Source organism: Clostridium sp. MCC353, assembly GCF_018785315.1.
GTDB lineage: Bacteria > Bacillota > Clostridia > Lachnospirales > Lachnospiraceae > CHH4-2.
Window position 1 is genome coordinate 124,854 of sequence record NZ_WQPN01000134.1, and the last position, 17,146, is coordinate 141,999.

At 46.8% G+C, this 17,146-nt stretch carries 13 protein-coding genes; 12 read left to right on the forward strand and 1 reads right to left on the reverse strand.

Annotation, left to right across the window (positions count from 1 at the left end; genetic code table 11):
• The first annotated feature begins 5 nt into the window (after positions 1–5).
• The 12 genes from GPL15_RS22310 to GPL15_RS22365 all read left to right on the forward strand — a co-directional run bounded on the left by GPL15_RS22310 (position 6) and on the right by GPL15_RS22365 (position 15,866).
• A complete protein-coding gene (locus tag GPL15_RS22310) occupies positions 6–935 on the forward strand; it encodes a glycoside hydrolase family 25 protein (RefSeq protein WP_215700874.1) in 930 nt (309 codons plus the stop codon).
• Entirely contained in the window at positions 892–2,688 is a 1,797-nt protein-coding gene (locus GPL15_RS22315) for a S8 family peptidase (protein ID WP_215700875.1), read from the forward strand. The genes GPL15_RS22310 and GPL15_RS22315 overlap by 44 nt, the downstream gene beginning before the upstream one ends.
• 25 nt (positions 2,689–2,713) lie before the next feature.
• Positions 2,714–4,432, forward strand: coding sequence for a sensor histidine kinase (locus GPL15_RS22320; RefSeq protein WP_215700876.1), 1,719 nt, complete (start codon positions 2,714–2,716; stop codon positions 4,430–4,432).
• Complete coding sequence (locus GPL15_RS22325; protein ID WP_215700877.1) at positions 4,429–5,184, forward strand: response regulator; 756 nt, start codon at positions 4,429–4,431, stop codon at positions 5,182–5,184. Before GPL15_RS22320 ends, GPL15_RS22325 begins: the two co-directional genes overlap by 4 nt.
• Before the next feature lie 110 nt (positions 5,185–5,294).
• On the forward strand, positions 5,295–6,569 hold the full coding sequence (locus GPL15_RS22330) for an extracellular solute-binding protein (protein ID WP_215700878.1): 1,275 nt from the start codon (positions 5,295–5,297) through the stop codon (positions 6,567–6,569).
• A 112-nt stretch (positions 6,570–6,681) separates the two neighbouring features.
• The gene (locus GPL15_RS22335; RefSeq protein WP_215700879.1) at positions 6,682–8,478 is read left to right on the forward strand and encodes an iron ABC transporter permease; all 1,797 of its coding nucleotides are present in this window, start codon (positions 6,682–6,684) and stop codon (positions 8,476–8,478) included.
• A gap of 1 nt (position 8,479) precedes the next feature.
• Entirely contained in the window at positions 8,480–9,595 is a 1,116-nt protein-coding gene (locus GPL15_RS22340; RefSeq protein WP_215700880.1) for an ABC transporter ATP-binding protein, read from the forward strand.
• Between the two features lie 172 nt (positions 9,596–9,767).
• The gene (locus GPL15_RS22345; protein ID WP_215700881.1) at positions 9,768–10,730 is read left to right on the forward strand and encodes a tRNA-dihydrouridine synthase family protein; all 963 of its coding nucleotides are present in this window, start codon (positions 9,768–9,770) and stop codon (positions 10,728–10,730) included.
• A gap of 175 nt (positions 10,731–10,905) precedes the next feature.
• Positions 10,906–11,892, forward strand: a complete 987-nt coding sequence (locus GPL15_RS22350) for a diaminopimelate dehydrogenase (protein WP_215700882.1) — start codon at positions 10,906–10,908, stop codon at positions 11,890–11,892.
• 189 nt (positions 11,893–12,081) lie between these two features.
• Positions 12,082–13,002: a cation diffusion facilitator family transporter gene (locus tag GPL15_RS22355; RefSeq protein ID WP_252198562.1), complete on the forward strand. Its 921-nt coding sequence runs from the start codon at positions 12,082–12,084 to the stop codon at positions 13,000–13,002.
• A gap of 410 nt (positions 13,003–13,412) precedes the next feature.
• Positions 13,413–14,660, forward strand: coding sequence for a hemolysin family protein (locus GPL15_RS22360; protein ID WP_215700883.1), 1,248 nt, complete (start codon positions 13,413–13,415; stop codon positions 14,658–14,660).
• Between the two features lie 78 nt (positions 14,661–14,738).
• The gene (locus GPL15_RS22365) at positions 14,739–15,866 is read left to right on the forward strand and encodes a DUF4846 domain-containing protein (RefSeq protein WP_252198563.1); all 1,128 of its coding nucleotides are present in this window, start codon (positions 14,739–14,741) and stop codon (positions 15,864–15,866) included.
• A gap of 21 nt (positions 15,867–15,887) precedes the next feature.
• Here GPL15_RS22365 and GPL15_RS22370 read toward each other — a convergent pair whose 3' ends face one another.
• A complete protein-coding gene (locus GPL15_RS22370) occupies positions 15,888–16,964 on the reverse strand; it encodes a nitronate monooxygenase (RefSeq protein ID WP_215700884.1) in 1,077 nt (358 codons plus the stop codon).
• Positions 16,965–17,146 lie beyond the last annotated feature (182 nt).

Genomic DNA, 17,146 nt, shown 5'->3' on the forward strand with positions numbered 1-17,146 from the left:
AAAGGATGAAAAAGATATCAGTATTTGGAGTTTCTATGCTTGCTGCGGCCATATGCGCCGTTACCCCTTTTAAGACTTTGGCGGCGGAACCGTGGACGATGGAAAACGGACAGTATGTGGACGCGTCGGGAACGCCCATAGAAGGTGCGGTTGCCAAGGGGATCACGGTAACCAAGTACCAGAACAGGGCCAATAAGGAGACAGGAATTGACTGGGCAAAGGTCAGAGAGGACGGAGTGTCTTTTGCAATGGTGCGCCTGGGATATTTGAAAGACCAGGATCCGTATTTTGGAATCAACATGCAGGAAGCGTCTGCCAGCGGATTGAAGACAGGGGTGTTTTTTTATACCCAGGCTCTGGATGCTGCAACTGCCGAAGAGGAGGCCAGATATGTTCTGGAAGTGATTAAAGAATACCCGGTGTCCTATCCTGTGGCTTATGATGTGGAATCCCAGATCCTTCTGGACAACAACCTGACAAAAGAGCAGATCGCCGATCAGATCAATGTATTCTGCAGGATTATATCGGACGCAGGCTATCAGCCGGTGGTTTACGCCAATAATATGTGGCTGACTGAACATATCGACGTATCCCGTGTGCCTTATGAAATCTGGTATGCACGTTACGGAACGAATTATGCATACCCGAACCGCACCATCTGGCAGACTACGGATAAGGGATCGGTAGCAGGGATCGAAGGGGATGTTACCATTGAGCTGGCATTTAAGGATTATGGCGCCTCTATTCCGGCTGACGGGTGGAAGAACATTAACGGCAGGTGGTACTATATGAAAAATTTCGTTAAGCAGACCGGATGGATTCAGGATCAGGAAAAGCAGTATTACCTGGATTCCAACGGCATCATGATACATGATACGACCATGGTGATTGATGGGGTATCCTACACATTCGGCTCTGACGGTTCGGTACAGTGACTGGAAGAAGTCCTCTGATAATGCCGGATGCGGGGAGCAGATCAATCAAATCCCGGAAAACAGCGGAGGCGGCATGAAGAAAAAGATTATAATGTTCCTTATGTTTCTAGTTGGAATCCAGTTGTCTGCCTGTTCGGAGCGGACAGAGCAGAAAGAGCAGACAGATCAGATAAATCAGAACTGTCAGGTTCCGGCATATCAGACGGCTTTAAGTGCGGCGGCGGCAGACGGGCCCCAGGTTTTTTACCGGACGGATTCTTATGGGTTCATACCCGCCGGGAAAGAGGAATCCGTATACCGGATACAGGGCATATCCAGTAATGATGCATTATCAGCCGATCAATGGGCCTTATCCAACGACGGAAGCTTCCGGATTGATGAAAGCGGCGGGAATTTTCCGGTGCTGTCCGTGCCATTTGGGCAGGCTGTTCCTCAGGGGACAGAGGGGACGGATGACGTCGTTTCGGCGGCAGGGACTGGCATGGCGGCAGGAATGGCAGCAACGGCAGGTATTGACATTAATGCGGAAACCGCATGGAATCGGTTCGGAGCAGGCGGCCGTGAAGCCGTGATTGCCCTGATTGACACAGGAGTGGACTATGGCCATGAAGACCTTTCAGGGGCAGTATGGGTGAATCCCGGTGAGATACCTGATAATGGAATTGACGACGACGGCAACGGATATATTGATGATGTGTACGGCTGGAACTTTCATGATAATAATAACATTGTGCTTCCCGATTCCGGAGACGGACACGGCACACACGGGGCCGGAACCATCGGAGCTGTGACCAATAACGGCCTGGGTATATCCGGTATTGTGCCGGGCGGCAGGGCGAAGATCATGGTATTGAAAGCCCTTGGCGGCTCTGACGGAGGCGGAAAGAGCACCGGTCTGGTGGAGGCCATCCGGTATGCCCAGGCAAATGGAGCGGTGATCTGCAACTTGAGCCTGTCTTCTGATGAATCGGATCAGGCTGTTTACCAGGCCATCGGCAATTCCGATATGCTGTTTGTGGTATCGGCCGGTAATGGAAACGGCCAGACGAATCAGGGCAGGGACATCGATGCCCAGCCCAGCTATCCGGCGTCCTATCCTTTAGACAACATCATTTCCGTGGCGAATTTAAGCTTTGACGGCAGCCTTTATCCGGGGTCAAATTACGGAGCAGCCGGTGTGGATATAGCGGCGCCGGGAACGTTCATACTCAGCACAGTACCGGGCAGCAGTTATGGATATATGACCGGAACTTCTATGGCGGCGCCCATGGTATCGGCGGCGGCAGCCATGGTCTATTCCCATTATCCGGATATCACCATGGCGGACGTGAAGGAGATCCTTTTGTCCAGCGCGCGCCCTTTAGACAGTTTGGCGGGCAGGACACTGACCGGCGGCATGCTGGACGCAGGGGCGGCGCTGTCTTATGATACGGGCAGACTGTCTGGAAGAAAGTGGCAGCGGATTGGTTATGCGCCGGATATAGAGATAGAACTGGATAACCGGGAAAAAGGTTCCTTTTTGATTGTGCGGTTCCATGACAGCGACGGAGACTTGGCTCTGGCTTCCTATGGGCCGGGAGCCATGACAGCGGAACAGTTTGCGGGAGGCAGCGGAGGAACGGTTCTCAGTGTGGACGAAAAAGGGGAGGCGCAGATTCCGGTTTCCGGCACAGGAAGCTTTACCTTCTATGCCAGGGATCACGCGGGGAATGAAGCGGTAAAAACAGTAAACCTGTATGCTTCGGAACAGTAAAGGAACATACGGGGCGGGGGAACCAATGAAAAAGAATCAGTCGGTCAGATCATTTAAAGAAAACTTAAAGAGAATGTTGTTGGTGTATTCTCTGGCTCCTGTTTTTCAACTGATGGTGCTTTGTGTTGTCATTGTTCTGGGGGTTGGGAGCTTTTTTATAATAAGCAGGAACCGGAATACGAACCAGGAAATTGCCAAAGCGGTGGAGTACACGCTTCTGTCATATGATGAACTGCTTCAGGACCTTGTTCAGACTCCGGATATCATTGACCACAGGATATCTACGACCAAGAGACAGAAGATCATGCGGAAACTCTATACGGTATCTGTGGATACGGGATACGGCGCGGATTTGTATCTCTTGGATCAGGATCATAAGATATGCATGAGAACGGGAGAAGAGGAAGCCGACCGTCTGGAACATGAGATTAAAAAAAAGTGGAAGATACTGGATCTTCTGGAAGCTGATCCCGGTAGCACTGCAATTTACACATCATCCATAGGAAGCGATAAAAGGATATATCTGGGAAGGGCTGTGAAAAAGGATTCCACGACGGCCGGATACGCAGTTGTATCCATACCACAGCAGGAATTTACAGCTCTTCTTTCCGGTTCCCTGCAGAAAAATATGCTTGTGGATCAAACCGGCTGGGTATTTGCTACCAGCAGCTACAGCTTTGTGGATGAAGTGGGGCGTATGAAGCGGGATTTAAAGGATAAAACGGGTTTTTACAGTTATAAAGGAGGCAGTTATTATACCACGGTCAGTGAACTTTGGAATGGCATGCTGTCGGTCTATACGGTTACGGATAATACGGACACGGTTGGCATGCTGGTTGCTGCTTTGTTTACCGGTTTTTTTGTGCTCTTTCTGGTATTCCTCATCGCCTTTTCCAGCGCGGAACGGATGGCCGTTAAAAGTACTGCCGATATCAGGGAAATTGATAAAGCCTTTCAAAGCGTGACGGAAGGATGTCTGGATGCGTATCTGGATATCCGCAGCAGCACAGAGTTTGAAAATATCGGAAAATGTTACAATGAAATGCTGGACAGTCTGAAAAGGCAGATTGAAACCAATAAAGAGCTGGCGGAAACAGTGGCTTACGCCCATGTGAAACAGTTGGAATCCCAGTTCAATTCCCATTTTCTGTTCAACACTCTGGACAATATCCGGTTTATGTGTAAAATAGACGCGGATTTGGCAGAGTTTATGACGGTATCCCTTTCGGAACTGCTCAGATATAATACCAGCAACGCCAATGAAAAGGTGACTGTGGGAGAGGATCTGAAGTATATCAGGATCTATCTGGAAATCATGAAAGTGCGTTTCTGTGAGAGATTCGATTATCAGCTCCGGATGGAAGAGGGAGTGGAGGAATGTCTGATGCCCAAACTCTTACTGCAGCCGCTGATTGAAAATGCTATTAAATACGGCTTTGGCAGCAGGGAACATCTGAATGTGGGGGTTACGGCCTTAATAAATGAAGGAAGGCTGGTATTTATCTGTCAGGATGACGGAGTGGGGATTGCTTCAGATCTTTTGGAGAAACTGCGGCATAATCTAACCCTGCCCCAAAATGAAAGTTCTCATCTGGGAATGTACAATGTGCACCGCAGAATCCAGCTGATGTACGGCAGTGAATATGGAATGCAGGTGGAAAGCGAAGACGGAGTCACAATTACGGTAATTCTGCCTGTGGAAGGGGTAGAAGGCGGAATAAACGGGGAGAAGGAATTGGTATGATAAGGGTTGTGGTTGTGGAAGATGAATTTTATGTGCGCAAAGGGATCATCCAGACATTTGACTGGAAGAGCCTGGACTGTGAGATTGTGGGAGAAGCGTCCAATGGTAAACAGGGAATCGAAGTGATAGAAGAGATGAAGCCGGATCTGGTCATTGCGGATATCGAAATGCCGGTTGTGGATGGGATTGAGATGGTTAAGATGCTGCGGAGCAAACAATGCGGCGCGGAATTCATATTTTTGACGGCTCACCAGAAGTTTACTTATGTTCACAGCGCGCTGAAACTGGAAGCGGTAGATTATCTGTTAAAGCCGTTCCACTATAAAGATTTGGAAGAGTGCATCAGGAAGGTGAAAATCAAGCTTCATAAAATAGATGAAGAAACGTCAAAAACCGTTTTGCTTACGGATGAGGAGATACAGGCGGAGAATATTTACATAAAAAAAGCCATCGCCTATGTCAGGGAACACTATACCAGGGAAATTATGGTTTCGGATGTGGCGGAATATTTGAAAATCAGCGAAGCGTATTTCTGCCGGCTGTTTAAAAAAGAGACTGGATACACATTCGGCCAGTATCTGACCAACTACCGGGTTCATGTGGCGGCCGGGCTGCTGGCCAATTTCCCGATGAAGGTGAGTGAGGCGGCGGAACAGGTAGGCTTTACAGACAGCAATTATTTCAGCACAATTTTTAAGAAAATCATGGAGATGTCTCCCAGTGAATACCAGGAGATCAAAAAAGTGTATTAAATAATGTCAAATATTTCAAGATGAATGTCAAAATACTCTATTAGCATATGACAGAATCTCCATTATAATTAGAACCATCAAAGGGGTAATCAATATAAGAGGAGGGTTTTATGAGAACAGGTAAAAGAGTATTGGCATGTGTTATGGCAGCAGCAATGATGAGTTCAATGGCGGCATGCGGTTCTAAGAATGCGGAAACCAGCGGTGCGAAAGAGCCGGAGAAGAGCACGGCAGCAGCGCCTGCGGAGACATCTAAATCAGAAACATCCAAAACAGAAACAGCCGCACAGGAGACAGAGGCGGCAAAAGGCGGAGAGATGACTCTGGAAGAACTGGTTGAGGCAGCGCAGAATGAAGCGACAGCGGACGGGGCAGGAACTTTTATGGTTTATGCGCCTACAAGCCGAATTTCGAAAGCGCTGGCTGCATTTACAGAAGAATACGGCATCCAGGGAGAGTATTATAATGAGAGCGGACAGGATTTGTACACAAAGCTGACAACGGAATTGGAAGCTAACACAAAGGATACCGCCGATGTGGTGCTCATGCAGGATTCGTATTTATTCCAGACCCAGTTGGTGGATTATGATTATGTTACAAACTATGTTCCGCCATATTTGAAAGACAGCATCATCGAAGAGGATCAGGCTCCTCTGATCTGCTATTATTACAACAAATTGTTTATTTACAACAACACGGACGGATCAGAAGGGATTTCTAATATTTGGGAACTGGCGGAAGATTCATTCAAAGGAAAATTGTTTATGAAGGACATCAGTAAGGAATCCGTCAACAAGAACTTCCTCGCAATGCTCACAAGCGACCCATGGTCTGCGAAGATTGAAGCCGCTTATAAAGACTTCTATGGAAAAGAAATCGAACTGGATGAAGATTGTCCGAACGCTGGTTATCAGTTTATCAAGAAGATGCTGGCTAATGTTAAATTCGGTTCCGGTGACGGAGATATTGCAACAGAGCTGGCTGATGGTTTGGGCGGTAATATGGGATTGTTTGTCTATTCCAAACTGCGTGACGACAGTGTTGCCCAGGATAAACTCTCTGTAGCGGCTTATGCTGAGAAACAGCCGGAAGGATTTTCCGGATTCATGTACCCCATGTATCTTCAGATGGTAACTAACACAGACCGTCCTTATACATCACAGTTGTTTATCTATTTCTTAATGACTGAAGACGGCTTTAAGTCCGCATTCCAGACGAAAGATTCCGATATTGGCACATATTCCACCAATACGACGATTCAATCACTGGAAGGCGACAGGGAGCTGGCTTTCTGGAAAGACTGCCTGGTAATAGAAGATCCGCTCTATCTGCCTAAGGCATATGCAGACGGAATTCTGGATTTTATCACTTATTGTACTCAGTAAACGGGCGGCATAAGACATAGTTAATAGGATGTGGAGGGCGCTGTAAAATCTTAATTTGGATCTGATTTTGCAGCGCTCTTTTTCTGACCAAATATTTGGATAGGAGAGGGATATGAACAAGGTTTCCAATCGAATCAAAGCATTTTTTTCAAAACCGGCCAATATCATATTAGTCCTTTTTTCCGTAATCCTGGTTTTACTGACTCTGTATCCGCTGTGCGAACTGCTCCATCATACATTCATCGTACACGCTACGGACGCTACGGTTTTGCCTGGTCTGAAAAAAGGAGAACTGACACTTCAAAGCTGGAAAAAATTATTGTGCACAAGCACGCATAAATACAGTTATATAAACTTCTATAAACCGATGATGAATTCCATTATCCTGGCATCCCTGTCCGCTGTTTTTGCTCTCATATTCGGGGGAACGGTGGCCTGGCTGGTGACAAGATCCAATTTAAAGGCAAAACGGTTTATCTCAACGGTTTTCATTTTTCCGTACATCATGCCTTCCTGGACATTGGCTTTATTCTGGCTCAATATGTTCAAAAATCCGGGGATAGGAACCGGTTCGCCGGGATTTATCTATTCTCTTACCGGAATTTGTGCTCCGGAGTGGTTTGTCTATGGGCTTCTTCCAATGGTGATTGTATCGGGCCTTCATTATGCGCCCTTTGCTTATATTTTTATCGGCGGTATTTTGAGAAACATGGACGCAAACCTGGAAGAGGCGGCCACGATTCTGAAAACGCCGAGAAGGAGAATTCTGTTAAGAATCACCCTTCCCATCGTGAAACCGGCGATTTTATCCACATTTCTTCTGGCTTTTGCAAGCGTTATGGGATCTTACGCGGTTCCTATTTATTTGGGATCTCCGGTTAACTTCTATGTGCTCACCACGAAGATGAAAACACTGCAGAGCACAGCCATCGGCCAGGCCTATATTGTGGCATTGTTTATGGTGATCCTGGGGGCGTGCATTATGCTGGCCAACAGCGCATTTACCGGTTCCAGAAAATCCTATACGACCATAACCGGAAAATCCTCCCAGATATCGCTGGTGGATTTAAAAGCTGGAAAATATGTGATTTCAGGAGTTCTTTGTGCGGTCCTGTTCTTTGTATGCATCATGCCGCTGATCTCCTTTGCATTGGAATCCCTTATCATTAAATCGGGTGACTACAGTGCGGCCAATATGACCCTTAACTATTGGATCGGCAAATCAGGATCTGTTTCCACCACGGTGGGCGACAGCGGTATTTTACAGGATCCGGCCATCTGGTCTGCAATTAAGACTTCCCTGAAGCTGTCGGTGATCTGCGCGTTAATCGCCGGTTCCTGCGGCGTTATCATCGGATATGCAGTTGTCAGAAGAAGAGGAAGCAAGCTGTCCAAATGGGTGAGCGGGCTGTCATTTTTCCCATATTTGATTCCGGCTATGGCTTTTGGCGCAATTTATCTGGCCATTGCCTCCAACTTTTCCTTCCTGGCAAATTCCTTTACCATCCTTGTGCTGGTTGGCTCTGTTAAATATCTGCCTTTTGCCACCAAGGCTGGAACCAATTCCATGCTCCAATTATCTGCGGAGATTGAGGAAGCAGCCACCATTTTCGGCGTTTCCTGGTGGAAACGGATGACTAAAATCATCATACCGATTCAAAAGACCAGTATCATATCGGGATTTCTGCTTCCATTCGTATCCTGTATGAGAGAACTGTCGCTGTTTGTCATGCTGGTCAGCTCAAAGACGCAGACTTTGACCACTATGCTCATGACATATAACGAAAAAGGGGCGTCCCAATATGGAAATGCCATTAACCTTCTGATCATATTGATCGTATTGTCCATTAACTTTACCGTAAATAAGGTAACGGGAGCTTCCATTGATAAAGGAGTAGGGGGAAATTAATATGCCGGAAATCATTTTAAAAAACGTAAAAAAAGAATTTGGTAATAAATTTGTCGCGGTGGATAATCTGAATATGGTGATAGAAGACCGTTCTTTTATCACTTTGCTGGGGCCGTCAGGATGTGGGAAAACAACAACCCTGAGAATGATTGCCGGACTTGAGACACCTACCCAGGGGCAGATTATGATAGACGGAGTTACTGTATTTGATGCGGAAAAAGGAATTAACCTGTCGCCGGATAAGCGGGACGTGGGGTTCCTTTTCCAAAACTATGCGCTGTGGCCCCATATGACGGTCTATAAAAATATATCCTTCGGATTGGAAAATATGAAATGGTCTAAGGCCCAGATCGAGGAACGGGTTAATGAACTTCTCGACATGCTGAAAATCCGCCAGTTTGTTGACCGGTATCCCAGTGAGCTTTCAGGAGGGCAGCAGCAGAGGGTTGCAATCGCCCGCACCCTGGCTCCTAAACCTAAGGTTTTATTCATGGATGAGCCTCTTTCCAATCTGGATGCAAAACTGAGAGGGGAGATGAGGACAGAACTGAAACGTCTTCATGTGGATACCAATTCCACCTTCATCTATGTGACCCACGACCAGTTGGAGGCCATGACCTTGTCCACCAAGGTCTGCCTGATGGAAACCGGAGTTCTGCAGCAGTTTGCACCGCCGCTTGAGATATACAGGAAGCCCCATAATCTGTTCGTTGCGGATTTTATGGGCAATCCAACCATGAATTTCATTCCCGCTGCGGTGAAATCATCGGCAGAAAGGGAACTGGAGATTGAATTCCATGGCATTCACGCCAGATATATTTCAGAAGAGCCTCTTCCCGAGCTGAAACAGGAAGTGATTTTAGGCGTGCGGCCGGAACATATCACAATTCTCGACGACGGAAAGATCGACGCAACCGCGTATGCCACCCTTCCGACGGGCATGGAAACGACGGTGAAGGTCATGCTGGACGGGGAACTGCTGTCTGCTGTGGTGTTCGGAAGTATCGATTATCCCGTAGACCAGCCGATCAAAATTGACTTTACCGGCAGCGACATCGTTCTTTTTGATAAAGAGACTACCAACCGGATTGGGATTGGAAAATTGATTATTATATAAAAGGGTTTCAAGGATATATAAAAATAAGGCGGCGCAGAATCGATCTGCGCCGTCTTATTTAAAAAAAGTTCAGACAAGGGATCCTCTTGACGGCTTGACGCTGATTTGATTGCAAAGGGGAAAGAGACATGGTAGAATTACAGCGAATGTTAAACGAGAGGAAGTCTGCCGGATGAACTGTTATTTAGCCCCTATGGAAGGGATAACCGGATATATCTACCGGAATGCGCACCATGATATTTTTGGAGGTGTTGATAAGTATTTTTCACCATTTATTTCACCGAACCAGAAGAAAAAGTTTTCTTCCAAAGAAATCAACGATATTCTGCCTGAACACAACCAGGGAATCCCTCTGGTGCCTCAGATTCTTACCAACCAAGCGGAGGATTTTATCTGGGCCGCACTGGAATTTAAAGCGCTGGGGTATGAAGAGGTGAATTTAAACTTGGGCTGTCCCTCGGGAACGGTGGTGTCCAAGAAAAAAGGGGCTGGTTTCCTGGCCTATCCTGACCGGCTTGACCTGTTTCTGGAACAGGTTTTTTCTGCTTTGGATCTGCGTATATCCATAAAAACCAGAATCGGAAAAACCGATCCGGACGAATTCTATGAATTGATCGAAATCTATAATAAATATCCGTTGGAGGAACTGATTATCCACCCCAGAATCCAAACGGATTATTATAAAAACACTCCAAATATGAAAGTATTTCAGGATGGCCTGAAACTGGGAAAAGCGCCCATATGCTACAATGGTGACCTCTTTACGGCGGATAGGGCGGGACAATTTTCAAACCATTATCCCCAGGTGAAAACCGTTATGCTGGGCCGCGGCGTGATCGCCAATCCAGGGCTGGTGATTCAGTTAAAAGAGAATATAGCGCCTGATAAAGAGCGGCTGAAGGCTTTCCACGATGAGGTTTACGAAGGTTATAAAAAAATTATGTCAGGCGAACGGAATCCATTGTTCCGCATGAAAGAATTATGGTTCTACATGGGGCATATGTTTACCAGTCCGGATAAATATATGAAAAAAATTAAGAAGGCGGAACGGTTTTGTGACTATGATATGGCTGTTTCCGCGTTATTTGGAGAACAGGAAGTGAAGCCGGAGGGCGGATATCAGGGTGTGCAGTGAAACTATTTAAAGGTTATCAGACTGTATTATAAAGCAGTTCTATAGCCTTTGACATAAAGGGGAGCGGTACATTTATTAATTTTTTATTTGCCATCTTCCTTTAACTATTGTATAATCGAAAAAAATTATGTATTTTAATGCATAGACAATCGAGAAAAGGAAGGGAAAGACAATTATGACAATCAGAATTGGTATTTTAGGATACGGAAACCTTGGAAGAGGTGTGGAATGTGCGGTAAAACATAATCCGGATATGGAAGTGACAGCAGTATTTACCAGACGCGATCCCAAAAGCCTGAAAATTCTCACCCCGGGAGCAGGCGTATATTCCGTAGACGAAGCGGCGGCGAAAAAAGATGACATTGATGTTCTGATTTTATGCGGAGGAAGCGCAACGGATCTTCCGGTCCAGACCCCTGAGTTTGTTAAATATTTTAATGTAGTAGACAGTTTTGATACCCATGCTAAGATTCCTGAACACTTCGAAGCAGTGGATAAAGCGGCGAAGGCCGGCGGCCATGTGGGAATTATTTCATCAGGCTGGGATCCCGGCATGTTCTCATTGAACCGGCTCTATGCTAATGCAATCCTTCCTGGAGGAAAGGATTATACGTTCTGGGGAAGAGGCGTGAGCCAGGGCCATTCAGACGCAATCCGCCGGATTGAAGGCGTAAAAGACGCAAGGCAGTATACGATTCCTGTGGAAAGCGCATTGGATGCGGTTCGCAGCGGAGGGAACCCGGAACTGACCACCAGGGATAAACATACGAGAGAATGTTTTGTGGTGGCAGAAGAAGGAGCAGACTTAAAGAAGATTGAAGAAGAGATCGTTACCATGCCAAACTATTTTGCTGATTATAACACCACCGTTCATTTTATCAGCGAGGAAGAACTGATGAGAGATCATGCGGGAATTCCCCACGGCGGTTTTGTGATCCGCACCGGCAGTACGGGCTGGAATGACGAGCACAGCCATGTGATCGAATACAGCCTGAAGCTGGATTCCAATCCTGAATTCACGTCTTCTGTGATCGCTGCTTACGCCAGAGCGGCTTACCGTTTGGGCAAAGAGGGGCAGACGGGATGTAAAACAGTGTTCGATATCGCACCGGCCTATTTAAGCCCTGCGGATGGAGCTGAACTGAGAAAACATTTATTATAAGTTACATAACAGAATCCTTTTGGCCGGATACTCCAGCCGAAAGGATTTTTATTGTGAAGAATACGTTACAGAATCGTAGCAGCTCAGAACTATCTGAATTGTTACACAGAATAGCCCTTTGGCGCATAGTATATAGAAACACTTATTGCACTGCATAAAAAAATACAGTACAAACAGGGCAGGCGATGGATGGATATGGGCTATTTTAAGAAAAAGCAGGAAACTCCGAGCGATAAAATGGTCGCGATGCGGGTATCCACGGTCAGCATTGTGATCAACTGCCTTTTGTCATTTTTTAAACTGGCGGCAGGGATTATGGCGGGGTCAGGGGCCATGGTATCAGACGCCGTTCATTCGGCATCCGATGTATTCAGTACGGTTGTGGTCATGATCGGGGTTTCGGCGGCTAATAAAAAATCGGATAAAGAACACCCTTATGGACATGAAAGAATGGAATGCGTGGCTTCCGTTCTTTTGGCTGTCGTCCTATTTGCTACAGGAGTTGGAATCGGCCTGGAGGCGGTAAAGAAAATCGTTATAGGCAGGCCTGAAATTCTTTTGGCACCGGGAAGGCTGGCATTGGTGGCCGCGGTTATATCCGTCTTAATAAAAGAGTGGATGTACTGGTATACCCGGATAGCGGCTAAAAAAATTAATTCCGGCGCATTGATGGCTGATGCATGGCATCATCGTTCCGATGCGTTTTCATCCATTGGGGCATTTGCGGGAATCTTGGGGGCCAGAATGGGATTTCCGGTTCTGGATCCGGCGGCCAGCTTTGTGATCTGTCTGTTTATCGGAAAAGCGGCCGTTGATATTTTTCGGGATGCTATGGATAAAATGGTGGATAAAGCCTGCGATGACCGGGTGGTGGAGCAGATGACAAAAACGGCTTTAGAGGAGACCGGGGTGTGCCGCGTGGACGAGATCAGAACCAGGATGTTTGGTTCCAAGGTTTATGTGGATATTGAAATCGCAGCGGATTCCAGGCTGGAACTGGGAAGGGCCCATCAAATTGCGGAAAATGTACATGATGCGATAGAAAATACCTTTCCTAAGGTAAAACACTGCATGGTACATGTCAATCCTTTGGAAACCACAGAGAGCTGAGACCACAGCGCTAAGATTGCGTTAAGCATCCGGCCAACTGATTGACGTGGGAAAATATAATCATTTATAATACCATAATAACAGTTCAGACGGCGGGGAAATTGAAAAAGAAAACTGCCTCAAGCCCAATTGTCTGAATTGTTACATATCATTTAATCCGGGAAATGGATAAAGAAAGGAAATCATTTATGGACGACGCCGACAGTGACGAAGAAGCCCATTTATATTTGCTGCAATTAATATCTGATTTCATATGTTTCTATATAACAGGCATGACCTGCGGTCTTTTTGGACGGCGGGTTGTGTCTTTTTCGTTTCCGGAGGAGATAGGAGGAGGCGCCAATGGCCAGATAAGGTGAGTTAAAAAAACATCATGTTAACAGTCAAACTAAAAAAGAGAGGATTATTAAATGGAAAGTCACAGTATTTCACTTATTATTATTGTATTTTGTATCGTTATGTCAGCATATTTTTCAGCAACAGAGACAGCATTTTCATCCCTGAACCGGATCAGGATTAAGAATATGGCGGAAAAGGGAAATAAGAGGGCGGCCCTGGTGCTCAAATTGTCGGAGGATTACGACGGCCTGCTGTCCACAATACTAATAGGAAATAATATTGTTAATATAGCCAGCGCATCTCTTGCGACTCTGATATTCGTAAATCTGCTGGGAGATGAAGCAGGGGCCAGCATATCAACGGTGGTCACAACGATCGTGGTGTTGATTTTTGGTGAAGTATCGCCAAAGAGCATTGCAAAAGAATCACCGGAGCGTTTTGCCATGTTTTCCGCGCCGATTCTGAAATGGCTTGTCCGGTTTCTGACCCCGGCCAACTTTTTGTTCCGCCAGTGGAAGAAACTGCTGTCATTGGTATTTAAAACAACAGAAGAAACAGGCATCACAGAAGAAGAACTGCTCAGCATTGTGGATGAAGTGGAACAGGGAGGCGGAATTGACGAGCAGGAAAGCGGTCTGATACGGAATGCTATCGAGTTTTCCGAATTGGAAGCGGTGGATATCTTTACCCCGCGGATCGACGTGGCAGCCGTTTCCGCAGATGCGTCCAATGAGGAAATCGCGGATATATTTGCGGAAACCGGATATTCCCGTCTGCCGGTTTATGAAGGGGATATCGACCATATCAGCGGTATCCTTTACCAAAAAGACTTCTATCACCTGGTCTGCGGCCAAAAGAGAGAACTGTGCAGCGTGATCCGTCCAGCCTTATTCATCACAAAGCACATGAAAATAGGGGCGCTTTTAAAGGAACTGCAAAAACAGAAATCCCATATCGCCGTCATTGTTGACGAGTTCGGCGGCATGGTCGGGATTGTCACGTTAGAAGATGTTCTGGAAGAACTGGTGGGGGAAATCTGGGATGAACATGATGTGGTGGTAAATGAGATCGAAATGATTTCGGACCGGGAGTATCTGGTGCTTGGAAACACCCATGTGGAAAAACTGTTTGAACGGCTCCGCAAAGACCGGGAGTTCGACGTAATAACTGTCAGCGGCTGGGCTATGGGTGAGATCGGCAGGATACCGAAAGAAGGGGATCAGTTTACCTATGAGAACCTGAAGGTTACAGTTCTTTCCATGAAGGAAAAGCGGGTGGATAAAGTGCGGGTTGCGGTGGATTTACCGGAAGTTTCATGATTAAGCAATGGTATTAACGCCCATCTTATGGTACAATGAAAAACATAGTAAATAATAGAACAGCATGAGGAAAATGCTATGAAAAATTATACCAGAGCAGGGGCCTGTATACTGCTTCTGGCGGCCATATCCCTAACTGGATGTAAAGATCAAAAAATGCCGTCAGATGCACAACACAGTATAAATCAGCATATTACGGCGGAAGCGGAGCCGGGCGGAAGAGAGCCGGACACGGCGGAAGCGGAGCCGGCGGAAGCGGAGCCGGGCGGACAAGGGCCGGATATGGCGGAAGCGGGGCCGGGCGGCAAGGGGCCGGACACGGAGGAAGCGGAGCCGGGCAAAAAAGGGCCGGTCACAGCAGAAACACAGCCCGGCAGCATAGAATTGGTTACGGAAACTTCGCCGGTTCAGGGGCCGTCAGGAGAGAAAAAGAGCTTGATTGATCCGGAGGGAATGACTTTGGAAACCAGAATCCTGGTTCCGGAAGGGTATCAGCGTGTTCCGAAAGAGGCAGGAAGTTTCCAGGGATATATGAGAATGAGAGCGATGAAGCCGGATGGAAGCGAAGTTCTTTTATATGACGGAACAAAAAAGGGCAATCAAAGGGCGCAGGCGGCTGTTTTTGATATTCCGGTGTTTGAAAGTGATTTACAGCAGTGCGCGGACAGTGTGATGCGTGTCTACTCAGAATACTTTTGGACAATGGGAGCTTATGATAAGATCGCCTTTCATCTGACCAATGGATTTCTCATGGACTATCCGTCCTGGATCAGCGGTAAACGGCTGTCAGTCGACGGAAATAACGTATCCTGGGTGAAGAAGGAAGAGTATAATGATTCTTACGAAACATTTCTGCTCTACTTAAAATATGTGATGATGTACGCGGGGACCCTTTCTCTGGATGAGGAAAGCGAGCCTGTGGAGATTGAAAATCTTCAGGCCGGAGATATGTTTATTAAGGGCGGCAGCCCCGGCCACTGTGTGATGGTGGCCGATGTGGCTGAGGATGAGATGGGAAATCTCTGTTTTCTTCTGGCCCAGGGTTATATGCCTGCCCAGGATTTTCACATATTAAAGAATCCGCTTCATGAGGAAGATCCCTGGTACTATGTTTCAGAGATAACATACCCGCTGCAGACGCCGGAATATACATTCCAGGAGGGCAGCTTTAAACGGTGGTATGGTTTTTTGTATAAAGAGGAGTAATTCACTGGCTTAGAGTGTGTCTTAAAATTCATTCCCGTCAGATGCACGCCCCAGTTCAGCCATCAGTTCTTTTACTGTGGTCATCTTCTCCAGGCGGTACGCATTTTCGCCGCAGAACAGAAGAGAATTGTCCACATCCCCTTTAGCGGCCCGGACCAGGGCGCCGGTGATGCAGTAGGGGATTTTGGTAATATCGCATTTCTTCAGGCAGTGGTAGCATTTGGGAATCTTTTCATTGGAAGTTTCCCTTGCTGCCATGAAGGAGTTGCGGATTGCGCGGCCCGGCATGCCCACAGGGCTTTTTACCAGCACGATATCTTCTTTCCGGGCATTGAGATATGCTTCTTTAAACCGGGGATCCACATCGCATTCCTCCGTTACCACAAAACGGGTGGCCATCTGCACCCCAGCACAGCCTAAATCCATATAGTGGTCGATATCAGCCCGGTCGTATACGCCTCCTGCAAAGATTACAGGTATTTCTTTCTGATATTTCTCTTCATATCCCTTTACACACTCAATAATTTCAAGTATCTGCTTATCGTATCCTGTGGAATCCAAAGCCTCCACCTCTTCTTTGGAGTACCCCAAATGTCCCCCGGCTTTCGGCCCTTCAATGATCACCATATCCGCAGTTCTGCCGTAATGGCGGTCCCAAAGTTTCAGCAGGGTCTGGGCAGCTTTGGGCGGAGATACGATGGGGGCGATTTTTATATTGGAATCCTTTGTCAGCGCGGGAAGGTCCGTGGGCAGCCCGGCGCCTGAAATGATCAGGTCAGCTCCATGGTCGATACAGCATTTCACATATTCCTTATAATTGTTTAGAGCGCACATGATATTCACGCCTACAATGCCGCCGCAGGCCAGTTTTTTTGCTTCATCGATGTGACGGCCCAATGCCCTTAAATTGGCGGTCAAAGTGTCGGTTTCAAAATCAGGTTCTAAAAAGCCGGGCTGGGCGGCGGAGATCACTCCGACCCCGCCTTCTTTTGCAACGGTTCCGGCCAGCCGGGAGAGGCTGACGCCAACTCCCATTCCTCCCTGGATAACCGGAATGTCTGCGGTGAGTTCACCTATTTTTAATGGTTTAAGATTCATTTTTAATCTCCTGTTGTCATTATAATTAATACTTTGATATGTAGTTATCAATACCAGATGGTACAATACCAATATAAAGCAGGAATAACAATCTGTCAAGTGAATATAATCAACAGGCAGAGTACGTAAAAGACCTGGTTGCAACAAGCCTTCTTATTTTATATAATAGTTTTGTACTGAGA

Coding starts and splice junctions, on each gene's coding strand:
- GPL15_RS22335 (WP_215700879.1), top strand. CDS start 6,682: ATGAACAAGGTTTCCAATCGAATCAAAGCATTTTTTTCAAAACCGGCC.
- GPL15_RS22345 (WP_215700881.1), top strand. CDS start 9,768: ATGAACTGTTATTTAGCCCCTATGGAAGGGATAACCGGATATATCTAC.
- GPL15_RS22315 (WP_215700875.1), top strand. CDS start 892: ATGGGGTATCCTACACATTCGGCTCTGACGGTTCGGTACAGTGACTGG.
- GPL15_RS22355 (WP_252198562.1), top strand. CDS start 12,082: ATGGATATGGGCTATTTTAAGAAAAAGCAGGAAACTCCGAGCGATAAA.
- GPL15_RS22360 (WP_215700883.1), top strand. CDS start 13,413: ATGGAAAGTCACAGTATTTCACTTATTATTATTGTATTTTGTATCGTT.
- GPL15_RS22350 (WP_215700882.1), top strand. CDS start 10,906: ATGACAATCAGAATTGGTATTTTAGGATACGGAAACCTTGGAAGAGGT.
- GPL15_RS22310 (WP_215700874.1), top strand. CDS start 6: ATGAAAAAGATATCAGTATTTGGAGTTTCTATGCTTGCTGCGGCCATA.
- GPL15_RS22340 (WP_215700880.1), top strand. CDS start 8,480: ATGCCGGAAATCATTTTAAAAAACGTAAAAAAAGAATTTGGTAATAAA.
- GPL15_RS22370 (WP_215700884.1), bottom strand. CDS start 16,964: ATGAATCTTAAACCATTAAAAATAGGTGAACTCACCGCAGACATTCCG.
- GPL15_RS22365 (WP_252198563.1), top strand. CDS start 14,739: ATGAAAAATTATACCAGAGCAGGGGCCTGTATACTGCTTCTGGCGGCC.
- GPL15_RS22325 (WP_215700877.1), top strand. CDS start 4,429: ATGATAAGGGTTGTGGTTGTGGAAGATGAATTTTATGTGCGCAAAGGG.
- GPL15_RS22320 (WP_215700876.1), top strand. CDS start 2,714: ATGAAAAAGAATCAGTCGGTCAGATCATTTAAAGAAAACTTAAAGAGA.
- GPL15_RS22330 (WP_215700878.1), top strand. CDS start 5,295: ATGAGAACAGGTAAAAGAGTATTGGCATGTGTTATGGCAGCAGCAATG.